The 12061-nt window shown below is 67.7% G+C and carries 11 protein-coding genes; 2 read left to right on the top strand and 9 right to left on the bottom strand.

All coding sequences use genetic code 11. The annotated features are described in order from the left end of the window. From CAM01S_RS12335 to CAM01S_RS12315, 5 genes are all read right to left on the bottom strand, one after another. The gene (locus tag CAM01S_RS12335) at positions 1-2934 is read right to left on the bottom strand and encodes an FtsK/SpoIIIE family DNA translocase (protein ID WP_066522075.1); all 2934 of its coding nucleotides are present in this window, start codon (positions 2932-2934) and stop codon (positions 1-3) included. Positions 2935-3041: 107 nt separating this feature from the next. Continuing rightward, a complete protein-coding gene (locus CAM01S_RS12330) occupies positions 3042-4718 on the bottom strand; it encodes a ribonuclease J (protein ID WP_066522069.1) in 1677 nt (558 codons plus the stop codon). 35 nt (positions 4719-4753) lie between these two features. After that, a complete protein-coding gene (dapA, locus tag CAM01S_RS12325; protein ID WP_066522067.1) occupies positions 4754-5731 on the bottom strand; it encodes a 4-hydroxy-tetrahydrodipicolinate synthase in 978 nt (325 codons plus the stop codon). Positions 5732-5802: 71 nt separating this feature from the next. Then, positions 5803-6324, bottom strand: a complete 522-nt coding sequence (locus CAM01S_RS12320) for a dihydrofolate reductase (protein WP_066522064.1) — start codon at positions 6322-6324, stop codon at positions 5803-5805. Then, complete coding sequence (locus tag CAM01S_RS12315) at positions 6324-7079, bottom strand: thymidylate synthase (RefSeq protein ID WP_066522308.1); 756 nt, start codon at positions 7077-7079, stop codon at positions 6324-6326. The genes CAM01S_RS12320 and CAM01S_RS12315 overlap by 1 nt, the downstream gene beginning before the upstream one ends. A 148-nt stretch (positions 7080-7227) precedes the next feature. On the opposite strand from CAM01S_RS12315, the gene CAM01S_RS12310 reads away from it, so the two are divergent. After that, a complete protein-coding gene (locus CAM01S_RS12310) occupies positions 7228-8127 on the top strand; it encodes a TIGR01777 family oxidoreductase (RefSeq protein ID WP_066522061.1) in 900 nt (299 codons plus the stop codon). A gap of 4 nt (positions 8128-8131) precedes the next feature. Here CAM01S_RS12310 and CAM01S_RS12305 read toward each other — a convergent pair whose 3' ends face one another. Further along, complete coding sequence (locus tag CAM01S_RS12305) at positions 8132-8611, bottom strand: hypothetical protein (protein ID WP_373277706.1); 480 nt, start codon at positions 8609-8611, stop codon at positions 8132-8134. Positions 8612-8613: 2 nt separating this feature from the next. Continuing rightward, positions 8614-9363 (bottom strand): 4-hydroxy-tetrahydrodipicolinate reductase, encoded by a 750-nt coding sequence (gene dapB, locus CAM01S_RS12300; RefSeq protein ID WP_066522054.1) that lies wholly within the window; start codon positions 9361-9363, stop codon positions 8614-8616. Positions 9364-9390: 27 nt separating this feature from the next. Here dapB and CAM01S_RS12295 point away from each other — a divergent pair, with 27 nt between their 5' ends. Then, positions 9391-9882, top strand: a complete 492-nt coding sequence (locus tag CAM01S_RS12295) for a GNAT family N-acetyltransferase (protein WP_066522046.1) — start codon at positions 9391-9393, stop codon at positions 9880-9882. A 3-nt stretch (positions 9883-9885) separates the two neighbouring features. Here CAM01S_RS12295 and CAM01S_RS12290 read toward each other — a convergent pair whose 3' ends face one another. Both CAM01S_RS12290 and CAM01S_RS12285 read right to left on the bottom strand, forming a co-directional pair. After that, complete coding sequence (locus CAM01S_RS12290) at positions 9886-10488, bottom strand: histidine phosphatase family protein (RefSeq protein WP_066522040.1); 603 nt, start codon at positions 10486-10488, stop codon at positions 9886-9888. 4 nt (positions 10489-10492) lie between these two features. Then, complete coding sequence (locus tag CAM01S_RS12285) at positions 10493-11824, bottom strand: M16 family metallopeptidase (RefSeq protein WP_066522028.1); 1332 nt, start codon at positions 11822-11824, stop codon at positions 10493-10495. Between the last annotated feature and the right edge of the window lie 237 nt (positions 11825-12061).

Raw genomic sequence — 12061 nt, 5'->3', positions numbered from 1 at the left:
TCACTCCCTCCCGGTCAGACCCCAGGCGTCCTCGTCAGGATCGGCGTCGTATTCATCGTACCCACGCGTCATTTCTGCGACCGGGTCTTCGGACCCGCGGTATCCGGCCTCCGAACCGGAGGCTGGCGCTGCACCGCCGGAGACGCCAGCGGCCCACTCGCCAGGCGCGTTTCCGGCCCCCGAGGCCCCGGAGGCGGTGGCCGGCTCCGCGGCGCGCGGAACGTCTTCGCCGCGCAGCTTCGCGAGGATTGCGGGAAGCTGGTCCGCGGAGACCAGGACGTCGCGGGCCTTGGACCCCTCCGACGGACCGACGATGTCGCGCGACTCCATCAGGTCCATGAGGCGACCCGCCTTCGCGAACCCGACGCGAAGCTTGCGTTGCAGCATCGACGTTGAGCCGAACTGCGTCGTCACGACCTGTTCGACCGCGGCGAGCAGCAGCTCGAGATCGTCGCCGATGTCCTCATCGATCTCCTTGCGCTCGACAACCGCCTGCACATCCTGGCGGTATTCGGGCCGCGCCTGCCGGGTGACATGCGCCACCACCTCGGCGATCTCGGATTCCTGCACCCACGCGCCCTGCACGCGAACCGGCTTCGACGACCCCATCGGCAGGAAGAGACCGTCACCCTGTCCGATGAGCTTGTCCGCGCCCGGCTGGTCGAGAATGACTCGCGAATCGGTGACGCTGGTCACAGCGAAGGCGAGCCGCGAGGGCACATTCGCCTTGATCAGGCCGGTCACGACGTCGACCGAGGGCCGTTGCGTCGCGAGCACCAGGTGGATCCCCGCCGCCCGGGCGAGCTGCGTAATCCTGACGACTGATTCTTCGACGTCGCGAGGAGCGACGAGCATGAGGTCCGCGAGTTCGTCCACCACGACGAGGAGGTACGGGTACGGCTTCAGGGTCCGCTCGCTGCCCACCGGGAGGACGATCTCGTTGTTCACGACGGCGCGGTTGAAGTCATCGACGTGACGGAACCCGAACGACGCGAGGTCGTCGTAGCGCATGTCCATCTCTTTGACGACCCACTGCAGCGCCTCCGCCGCCTTCTTCGGGTTCGTGATGATTGGCGTGATGAGGTGCGGCACGCCAGCATAGATCGACAGTTCGACGCGCTTCGGATCCACGAGGACCATCCGCACCTCGGACGGCTTGGCGCGCATGAGCAACGACGTGATCATCGAGTTGACGAACGAGGACTTCCCCGAACCGGTCGCGCCCGCGACCAGCAGGTGCGGCATCTTGGCGAGATTTGCGACGACGAATCCGCCTTCGACGTCCTTTCCGACGCCGATGGTCATCGGATGCTTCGACTTGGCGGCCGCATTCGAGCGCAGGACATCGCCGAGCGAGACGATCTCTCGGTCGGTGTTCGGGATCTCGACACCGATCGCGCTCCGCCCAGGGATCGGCGAAAGGATCCGGACCTCGTTCGATGCAACCGCGTATGAGAGGTTCTTTGAGAGCGCAGTGACGCGCTCGACCTTCACGCCCGGACCGAGTTCGATCTCGTAGCGCGTGACTGTGGGCCCGCGTGAGAACCCGGTGACCCTCGCGTCGACCTTGAACTCGTTCAGCACGCCCGTGATCGCGGCCACGATGTCCTCGTTCACCTGGCTGGCGGCGACCGCCGGCGTGCCGGAACTCAGCGTTGACGCGGCAGGCAGCCGATACGGACGGTCGGCGGCAGGGCCCTCCGATGCGAGACCGTCCACGAGCGCAGGATCGATCGACTCAGCGGGCTCACCCTCGTCGGCCGCGCTCTCGCCGGGCGCCCTGGGCGCCTCCGCGGGGATGATCTCGGTGGGACGCGCGTCGGACGGCGCCTCCGACGACATCGATGCGGTCGCCGGGCCCGATGCGCGCACCTCCGCATCGGTGACGTCCATCGAGTCGTTGAGGTTCAGCGAGGCAGGCTGCTGCGGCGTCCGATCGATGAGGTCCGTGAACGACGGCACGTCAGGCGCAGGCGACTGCGCCGCCGTGTCCGCGGGCATGAGCACCGGACTGTCGAACGCGGGGTCTTCCTCACGGCCGGACTTGTTCCGTCGCCACCAGGGCAGTTGGCCGGCGTCGTCATCCGGAGCGGCGTCGTCGAGGCCGAGGTCCGCGAAGGGGTCGAAATCGGTCCCCTTCGCACCGCGGCCCCGAAGCGGCTTCGTCGGCGCGTCCGCGGCAGTGCCGTCCTCGTCCGTCACCGGTGCGGTCGTTCCGAAGAGGTAGGCGTACAGCTCGTGCAGGCGCACGCCGACCTTGTTCGGCGGCGTCTTCGTGATGATGAACAGTGACAGCACGAGCAGTGCGATCACGAGCGGCGCAGAGACCCAGGCGGTCGCGACTGCCGTGAGCCACCCGATCACGACCCAGCCGATGATGCCACCGGCGTGGGCAAGCACCGGCATGCCATCTGAAGCGGCTGGCTGACCGCCATAGATGTGGCAGAGCGAGGAGATCGCGATCACCATCAGCCCGAGACCGATGCCGATGCGGGTGTTGTCATGCACGGAGGACGGATGCCGGAACAGCCATCCGGCGAAGACCATCATGATCACGGGAAGCGCGAATGCAAGGCGGCCGAACAGCCCCCCGAAGGTGTACGCATCGAGCGCGACGGACACCGCATTCGTCGGATTCAGCCATTCGACGACCGCGCCCGCGATCGAGAGCAAGAAGAGCAGGAACGGGAATCCGTCGCGGCGCTCCGCACGATCGAGGGCTTCCGAGCCGAGGAACCGGAACATCGCCCCGACGCCGTGCGCCATCGCGAGCCAGAACGCGACCAGCGGGTTCGGTCCGCCGCTCGGGATGGGCTCGGGAAGCACCTTCGTGCGTCCGGCCTCGCGCGTTCCAGAGCGGGACCCCGACCGCGTTGTTGGGCGCGACGACGTGCTCGCGCGGCCGCGCGTGGTCGACTTGGTGCCTCCGGCCATGCCGGTAACGCTACTTGCGACTCCGGACAATGGGCAGGAGGCGCGCGCGGACCGGGCGAGCCGCGCCGCGCCTCCTGATCGGGATCAGTCCGTGCCGCGTGGCCGGCTCAGGCCTCGATGACGACCGGGACGATCATCGGACGACGACGATGGCGGGTGTTCACCCACCGACCGACGGTTCGGCGAACGGCCTGGCTGTACGCATGCTGATCCGGGGTGCCGTTCGCGGCAGCGTCGATAAGTGCGCGCACGATCTGCGGGCGCACGTCGTCGAAGACGGAGTCGTCCTCGGCGAATCCGCGCGACTGGATCTCCGGACCGACGACGCACTGCCCGGTCGTGAAGTCGACCGCGCAGAACACCGAGATGAACCCCTCTTCGGCGAGCACTCGACGGTCCTTGAGGTCCGCGTCCGTGATCGATCCGACGGTCGAGCCGTCGACGTAGACGTACCCGAGATCGAGTTGGCCCACCACCGTGGCGACGCCGTCGCGCAGATCGACGACCGTGCCGTCCTCGCCGAGAATCACGTTCCGCGGTGGCACGCCCGTCTGGATCGCCAGGTCTGCGCTGGCGAAGAGGTGGCGATGCTCCCCGTGCACCGGAAGCACGTTCTTCGGTCGGAGGATGTTGTAGCAGTAGAGCAGTTCGCCCGCAGCAGCATGCCCGGACACGTGGACCTTCGCGTTGCCCTTGTGGACGACACGAGCACCGAGCTTGGTGAGACCGTCGATCACCCGGTACACGGCGTTCTCGTTGCCCGGGATGAGCGAGGACGCCAAGATGACGGTGTCGCCCTCGCCGATCTCGACCTGATGCTCGAGATTCGCCATCCGCGCAAGAACCGCCATCGGTTCGCCCTGGGATCCGGTCGACATGTAGACGATCTGGTCGTCCGGCACGTCGGAGGCGCGTTTCGCGTCGACGAGGATCCCTTCCGGCACGCGCAGGTACCCGAGCTCGGCCGCGATGTTCATGTTCCGGACCATCGACCGGCCCATGAAGGCGACCTTGCGGTGAGCGGCGGCCGCTGCATCGAGGACCTGCTGCACACGGTGCACGTGCGACGAGAAGCTCGCGACGACGACCTTCTTCCGCGCGCGGGAGATCACGTTCTCGAGGACCGGACCGATTTCTCGCTCCAATGGTGTGAATCCCGGCACGTCGGCGTTCGTCGAATCCGGCAGGAAGAGGTCGATGCCGGCCTCGCCCAGCCGCGAGAACGCTCGGAGGTCCGTGATCCGATCATCGAGCGGCAGCTGGTCCATCTTGAAGTCGCCCGTGTGCAAGACGCGGCCGGCCGGGGTCGTGATCGCAACCGCAAGGGCATCCGGGATCGAATGGTTCACGGCGACGAACTCGAGATGGAACGGACCGATCTGCTCGGACTGATCCTCGCGAACACCGAGCGTGTACGGCTTGATCCGGTGTTCCTTCAGCTTCGCCTCGACGAGCGCGAGCGTGAGCGTGGAACCGATGAGGGGGATATCCGAACGCAGTCTGAGCAGGTATGGCACCGCGCCGATGTGGTCCTCGTGCCCGTGGGTCAGCACAACGCCGAGCACATCATCGAGGCGATGCCGGATGGGGGCGAAATCCGGCAGGATGAGGTCCACGCCGGGCTGGTGCTCCTCGGGGAAGAGCACGCCGGCGTCGACGATGAGCAACTTGCCGTCGAACTCGTAGACGGTCATGTTGCGACCGATCTCGCCGAGACCGCCGACCGGGATCACCCGGAGCGTCCCGGGCGCGAGTGGTGGCGGTTCGATGATCTTCGTGGGCATTGATTCCTGACGATCGTGCGGCTGCGCCGCGGTGGTTAGCGTGTGGTGCCGGGCACCTTCGGCAGGGCGCCGCCGGCTGCCGCGTTGCGATCCGGACGGAAGTTCGAGAAATCGGCACCGGCCAGGTCGTGGACGCCCTCGAGCTCGGTCTCGATCGCCGCGGCCTCTGCTTCTTCTGGCCCGACGAGCGGAAGCCGCACGCGCGGACTCCCGATGCGGCCGAGACCGTGCAGGATGTACTTCGCAGCGACGGTGCCGGGGACATGCGTCATCACGGCCCGAACGAGCGGTTCGAGACGGCGATGCTGCTCGGTGGCAGCGTGCAGATCCCCGCGGTTGACCGCGTCGACGATGGTGCGGTACGGCGCCGCGGCGATGTTCGCCGTCACGCCAATGAGGCCGGTGGCGCCGATGGCGAGGTGCGGGAGCACGTTCGCGTCATCGCCGGAGAAGTACATGAGGTCGGTGTTGTTCAGCACGCGCGACACCTCGGCGAAGCTGCCCTTGGCGTCTTTGACGGCGACGATGTTCGGGTGCTTCGACGCACGGACGATGGTCTCGTACTGGATCGGAACACCAGTGCGGCCCGGGATGTCGTAGAGGATCACGGGAAGATCGGTCGCGTCGGCGATCATCCGGAAGTGCGTGAGGATGCCGGCCTGCGTGGGCTTGTTGTAGTACGGGGTCACGATCATCACCCCATCGGCGCCTGCTCGTTCGCTCTGCTTGTACAGCTGCATGGCGTGCGCGGTCTCGTTCGACCCGCCTCCGGTGATGATCTTCGCTCGGCCGGCGGCGACCGACTTGCCGACCTCGACGAGGCGAAGCTTTTCGGGGTCGGTGAGCGTCGAGGTCTCCCCCGTGGTGCCAGTGACGACGATGCCGTCCGCCCCGGCACTGATGCAGTGCTCGATGTGCTGCTCGACACCTGGCCAATCGACCTCGCCGTCGGGAGTGAACGGAGTCACAAGTGCGACGAGCACCTGGCCGAACGGATTCTCTACAGCGGACACCCGTCAAGCCTACCGGGCGGCCCTCACGCCGCTCCCGTCCAGACAGACGGTTGGGAGGCGCGGCCCACCACTCATGAGCGGGCTCGCCACTCCAGGAACCGATACCGCAGGCCGGAAGCGGACTCGGTCCACGGCCCCTGTTCCGTACACGCCCAGCGGGCGTCGATCACCGGTGCGAACGCGTCGCCCGGAACATCGAGGTCGACGATCGTCTCGGCGATCCGGTCCGCGAACGGCAGCGCGTCCGCATACACGCGCCCGCCGCCCATCACCCAGACCGGCTCGTCCGTGTCGAGCGCAGCGGCCAGATCGGGAGCTCGCTCGGCTCCCGACGCGTACCACTCCGGGTCGCTGGTCAAGACGACGTTCCGGCGGCCCGGCAGCGGCCGCACGCGCTCCGGCAGGGAATCCCAGGTTCGACGCCCCATGACGACGCGGGTTCCGTCGGTGATGGCTCTGAACCGGGCGAGATCTTCGGGCAGCCGCCACGGGATGCCGCCGTCGGCGCCGATGACACCGGCGGGCGTGCGTGCCCAGATGAGGCCGACGCCGGGAAGCGGCTCGCTCCAGCCGACCGGGTCGGTCGATGGCATCAGACAGCGACCGGCGCGCTGATAGCCGGATGGTGCACGTAGTCGATCACGGCGAAATCGTCGTAGTCGTACGCGTCAATGGAGTCACGCGGAGCAATGTGCAGCCGCGGGAGCGGGTACGGGTCACGGCGGAGCTGCTCCTCGACCTGGTCGACGTGATTGTCGTAGATGTGGCAGTCGCCGCCCGTCCAGATGAAGTCGCCGACCTGCAGGCCGGTCTGCGCTGCGACCAGGTGTGTCAGCAGCGCGTAGGACGCGATGTTGAACGGCACCCCGAGGAACATGTCGGCGCTGCGCTGATAGAGCTGACACGACAGTCGACCGTCCTGAACGGCGAACTGGAAGAACGCGTGGCACGGCGCGAGCGCCATTGACGGGATGTCGGCGACGTTCCAGGCGGACACGATCAGGCGACGCGAGTCCGGGTCCGTGCGGATGGCATCGATCACCTGAGCGATCTGATCAACGTGGGCGCCTGACGGCGTCGGCCACGACCGCCACTGAACGCCATACACCGGCCCGAGATCCCCGGACTCGTCCGCCCACTCGTTCCAGATCCGAACGCCATGATCCTGCAGCCAGCGCACGTTCGAGTCGCCGCGCAGGAACCACAGCAGCTCGTACGCAACCGATTTGAAGTGGACGCGCTTGGTCGTGATGAGCGGGAAGCCCTTCGACAGGTCGTACCGCAGCTGCGCGCCGAACACGGATCGGGTGCCGGTACCCGTGCGGTCCGACTTCGGTCGCCCGTTCATCAGCACCGATCGGAGCAGGTCTTCATACGGTGTCTCGAGCGTGGGATCTGGCAAAACGCGCTGGCTATCGGTGTCGCTCACGGTCGTCACTCTAGGGCAGGCTTCCGACATCGCACGGGGCGCTGTTCGACCGCGTAGCGTCGTCCGTATGGCCGACTCGCTCTCCATCGTCATCGCCGGCGCCTCGGGCTTCATCGGCACCCCGCTCGTCCGAGCCCTGCGCGACCGCGGGCATACGGTCACGACGCTGACGCGCCGCGACCCGCGCTCCCCGCACGAGTTCCGCTGGGCGCCCGGCTCCCGGCCACTCGACCCGACGATCGTCAGCGGCGCGGATGTCGTCATCAATCTCGCCGGAGCGAGCATCGCGAAACTGCCGTGGACGGCCGAGACGAAACGCGCGATTCGAACGTCGCGGATCGACGCGACCCGGACCCTCGTCCAGGCGATGCACGAGGCGGACACCGCGCCAGCCGCGTTCCTCTCCGGGTCAGCGTCCGGGTACTACGGGGACCGGCCGGCCGATCAGCTCGACGACGACGCGTCCGCGGGCACCGGATTCCTCGCGGACGTCTGCGTGGAATGGGAGGCGGCTGCCGCGTCTGCGCCCGAGCGCACCCGAATCGTCCTCCTGCGCACCGGCCTCGTGCTCGGCGCGGGCGGCGGCGCTGCAGCGCCGCTTCTTCCGCTCACGCGATTCGGGCTCGGCGGCCGTCTCGGACCGGGTGGCCAGTACTGGCCGTGGATCGCTCTCGACGACGAGGTGGGCGCGATCGTGCATCTCGCGGAGCACGACGTCTCCGGACCGGTGAACCTCGCCGGTCCGGAGCTCGCGATCAGCGATCGCATCACGCGCCGGGTCGCCGAAGACATGCATCGTCCGTACCTCTTCAGCATTCCGGGGGGCGCCCTGCGGCTCGTTCTCGGTGAGGCCGCCGACGAACTGCTCCTCTCGAGCCAGGGAATGGTTCCGACCCGGCTGCTCGAGTCCGGGTATGCGTTCGCGCACCCGACGGTCGAATCCGCGGTGGACGCGATCTTCGACTGAGCGATCAGCGTCGATTCGCCGCCGCGCGTTCTCCCGCGGCGTGCTGCAGCGCCGTCCGCATCGCGGCACGGGCCCGCCGTCGGTCGCCCGCGGCATCGTAGAGAACTCCGAGACGGAACCAGGGCCTCCAGTCCGTCGGCGCCGCCTCGACATCGCTTCGGTACCGCGGAAACAGCGCGTCGGCTGCAGCGCGATCCGGGCGCCCCGATGGCCGGAGCGGCACGATCTCTGCGGGGGTCCCGTGCTCGTGCTCAAGCCGGGCTGCGAGTCGGGTCACTCGGAAGCCGAACCGAAGTTCGAACACGAGCACCACGACGCCGATGATGGCCACGACTGCGAGCGCAATCCCAATACCGATCCCGATCGGAATGCCGGTCGCAACGAAGGCGACGGCACGCCACCCCACGAGCGCGATATACACGGCTAGAAGCACCGCCATCACGATCGCACCCGCGAACCGGCCGACCCCCGCGCTGCGCCCCACGATCAGCCGATCCCGAGCACGGTGTCCAGACCGACCGTGAGACCACGCATCTCCGGGAGCGCGTCGAGCGCGGCGCGGATGCCGGGAACGTACGCGGCATCGTCGGTGGTCGCGTGCCGAATGGTCAGGGTCTCTCCGGGACCGCTCAACATCACGTCCTGCTGTGCGATCACGCCGGGGAGTCGCAGCGAGTGCACCGGGACGCTGGCGACCTGCTGTCCGCGCGCCCGCTGGTCGACATGGGGTGCGTCGACCGGACCGATCGCTCGTCGTGCCTCCGCGATCTGCTCAGCCGTCCGGATGGCCGTGCCCGACGGCGAGTCGACTTTGCCAGCGTGATGCGCCTCGACGATCTCGGCGGCGGGGAACCACGGCGCCGCGAGTCGGGCGAGATGCGTTGCGAGCACGGACCCGATCGAGAAATTCGGAACGACGAGCACACCCTGCTCGGGCCGGGACTCGAGGCTTCTCGCCAGCGTCGCCAGACGGGGGGAAGACCAGCCGGACGTCCCGACGAGCACGTTCGCGCCGGCAGCGAGCGCGTTCTCCACGATTGCCGGGCTGAGCGCCGGAATCGTCACATCGATGACGGCGCGCGCGCCGCGGAACGGATTCGCGCCGGGCACGTGGACGTCGTCGCGGGACGACAGCTCCGCGACGAGCTCGAATGCGTCGGAGGCACGGACAACGTCGGTGACGAGTCGGCCCAGCCGACCGGTTGCGCCGACGACGGCGACGGGGAGGGACGACATGCATCCCATCGTAGGATCGCTCGCATCATGTCCGATTCCGCGATCGTTCTTCGTGTGACGCCGTCCGATGCGCCCGAGGCGGATCTGCTGCTCGCGCGATACCTCGATGAACGCGCCTCGACCTTTCCGCCGGCGCAGGGCGTCTATGCGAGGAACCGCACGCCTTCGGCGTCATTCACGGCACCGAACGGCACGTTTGTCGTCGCCTGGCTTGACGGTGTGGCAGTCGGATGCGGCGGCCTCCGTCGAATCGCGGACGACGAGGATGGCCCCCGATTCGAGGTGAAGCACGTCTTCGTCGAACCGCATGCGCGGGGGCGGGGAGTCGCGACACGGATCATGGATGCTGTCGAGGCAGCGGCGGAGACCATGGGAGGCGCGTCGATCGTGCTCGACACCAACGATGCGCTCGTTGCTGCGGGTGCCATGTACCGGAGTCGCGGGTACGAGCGCGTCGATGCGTTCAACGACAATCCGAATGCCACCGCCTGGTATCGAATGACGATCGGAGGGCGATGACCCTCAGAGCGGCTGCGGCACCGGGAGTCCCGTGCGGAGTTCGACAGGCAAGTGGGCGAGATCGTTCAGCGTGACGAGCTCGGGCGGCTTCGCCGAGCGGATGCGCACGATCGTGAGGCTCGTGTGTGCCACGTTCGTTCCCATCCAGCGCCAGGCCGGCGCTTGGAACACTTCTCGGACGAACCACGCGATGACCGCGTTATGCGTGATGAGCAGTTCGTGTCGATCGTTCATGGACGGCGTGAACCATTCCGCCACGGCGTCGTCCATTTGGGCTTGACCCGCCACGATCTCTTCTTCGGTGATGCCGCCGAAGAACTTCTTGTACACCTCGGGCATCTCCGTGGTGGGCCCCGAGGGGATGCAGTCGAAGAGCAGGGTCGACGGCTCTGGCTCGATCGCCGGTAGGCGGTCGCGCATGATGCGCGCCGTGGAGGTGGCTGCTTCGAGCGGCGAGTGGCACACGCGGTCGAACGGCACCCCGCTCAGGCGGTCCGCGATGAGCGTGGCCTGCCGCTTGCCCCGCTCGGACAGCGTGCCATCGCGAAGCCCGTGCTCGGCATCCTGGTGCTCGCCGTGGCGGACGAGGTACAGATAGTGGGACACCGCGCTACCCGGCCTTGGCGACAACAGTGAGACCGGCCCGGTCGACGGCGCCGACGACCGCGGTGACGACCGGGCGCGTCAGGAGGTCACGGGCCAGGTCGAGGACGTCGTCCGCGGTGACGCGGTCAACGCGCCCGAGCGCGGTCTCGAGGTCCGTGAATTCGCCGACACCGAGTTCCGCGCGACCGAGGCGCGTCATGCGCGCATCGGTGTCCTCGAGGGAGAGCGTGAGCGCCCCCTCGATCTGCCCCTTCGCGCGCGCGAGCTCGCTCTCCGTGATCCCGGTGTCCGTCATGCGGCGACACTCGTCGTCGATCACGGCCAGGAGGCCCGCCACATTGTCCGGGGAACAGCCCGCGTAGATTGCGAACGCACCATTGTCGATGTATGCGGGGGCGAACGACGAGACCGCATAGGCCATGCCGCGCCGCTCCCGGACTTCTTGGAACAGCCGCGAGGACATTCCACCGCCCAGGACGGCATTCAGCACACTGAGCACCGGGCGACGCTCGTCGCGGAGATCGAGCCCCTGGGACCCGCGCACGATGCTGACCTGCTCGGTCGGCCGTGCCACGACCTCAAGGCGTGAGACCACCGGCTCGGCGGCAGGCAGCGCGCTTCGTCGAGGAGTCGGACGAGCATCGGGGGCGTCGCCGAAGACGGCGGCGACCTGCTCGCAGAGCCGATCGTGCTCGACTGCTCCCGCGGCAGTCACAACGATGCTGTTCGGGATGTAGTGCTCGCGATAGTGCGACAGCACCTGGCTCCGAGCAGTTCGCCTGATGGTTTCGGGGGTCCCACCGATGGGGCGACCGAGCGGATGTCCCGCAAAGGTCGCGGCGAAGAATGCCTCGCCGGCGACATCCGCGGGGTCGTCGGCTGCCATGGCGAGTTCTTCCAGGATCACACCGCGCTCGACGTCGAAGGCGTCGGTCGAGAGCACGGACGACGTCACCATGTCACCGATGACCTCGATCGCCATCGGCACGTCGACGTCGCGGACCCGGGCGTAATAGCACGTGTATTCCTTGGCCGTCGCAGCATTGTGCTCGCCGCCGACCGAATCGAACGCGACCGCGATGTCGAGCGCCGAGCGTTCGGCGGTGCCTTTGAACAGAAGGTGCTCGAGGAAGTGCGTCGACCCGAACTGCTCCTCGTGCTCGTCTCGAGACCCGACCCCGACCCAGTAGCCGACCGATGTGGAGCTCGCTGCGGGCACATGCTCGCTGAGAACGCGAACACCGGACGGAAGCACGGTGCGACGGACGGTGGTCCCGCCGGAGGTCGCGAATGACGCGTCCGGATCGTCGAGGGGCAACGGGACTGGATGACTCATCGTGGGCGAGCCTACTGATTCATGCAGGAGGACGGCTCAGGATGGCGCCTCACCCTGTGGACCGATCGGACCTCCCGCAAACTGGGGGACACCAAATGCCGACAGACTGACTTGTCTGTATGTCCTCACTGTGCTACTGTCGTGTCACCGAGGCGGACGCCCCCCTAGATCCGTCTCGGCGGCTCGGGACATTTCGTCCCGCGAACCCGGTTCCCCCGCCGGAGCGCCGGCCGACGA

Origin of the sequence: Curtobacterium ammoniigenes NBRC 101786 (assembly GCF_001571045.1) — a bacterium.
Classification (GTDB): domain Bacteria; phylum Actinomycetota; class Actinomycetes; order Actinomycetales; family Microbacteriaceae; genus Curtobacterium; species Curtobacterium ammoniigenes.
Note: the sequence above shows the minus strand (reverse complement) of the source record. Positions and strands in the feature narration are given on the sequence as shown.

What these genes read in the sequence shown, in the direction of transcription:
- CAM01S_RS12315 (WP_066522308.1), bottom strand. Translation starts at nt 7,079, where the DNA reads ATGAACGGGCGACCGAAGTCGGACCGCACGGGTACCGGCACCCGATCC.
- dapB (WP_066522054.1), bottom strand. Translation starts at nt 9,363, where the DNA reads ATGTCGTCCCTCCCCGTCGCCGTCGTCGGCGCAACCGGTCGGCTGGGC.
- CAM01S_RS12285 (WP_066522028.1), bottom strand. Translation starts at nt 11,824, where the DNA reads ATGAGTCATCCAGTCCCGTTGCCCCTCGACGATCCGGACGCGTCATTC.
- CAM01S_RS12330 (WP_066522069.1), bottom strand. Translation starts at nt 4,718, where the DNA reads ATGCCCACGAAGATCATCGAACCGCCACCACTCGCGCCCGGGACGCTC.
- CAM01S_RS12310 (WP_066522061.1), top strand. Translation starts at nt 7,228, where the DNA reads ATGGCCGACTCGCTCTCCATCGTCATCGCCGGCGCCTCGGGCTTCATC.
- CAM01S_RS12295 (WP_066522046.1), top strand. Translation starts at nt 9,391, where the DNA reads ATGTCCGATTCCGCGATCGTTCTTCGTGTGACGCCGTCCGATGCGCCC.
- CAM01S_RS12320 (WP_066522064.1), bottom strand. Translation starts at nt 6,324, where the DNA reads ATGCCATCGACCGACCCGGTCGGCTGGAGCGAGCCGCTTCCCGGCGTC.
- CAM01S_RS12335 (WP_066522075.1), bottom strand. Translation starts at nt 2,934, where the DNA reads ATGGCCGGAGGCACCAAGTCGACCACGCGCGGCCGCGCGAGCACGTCG.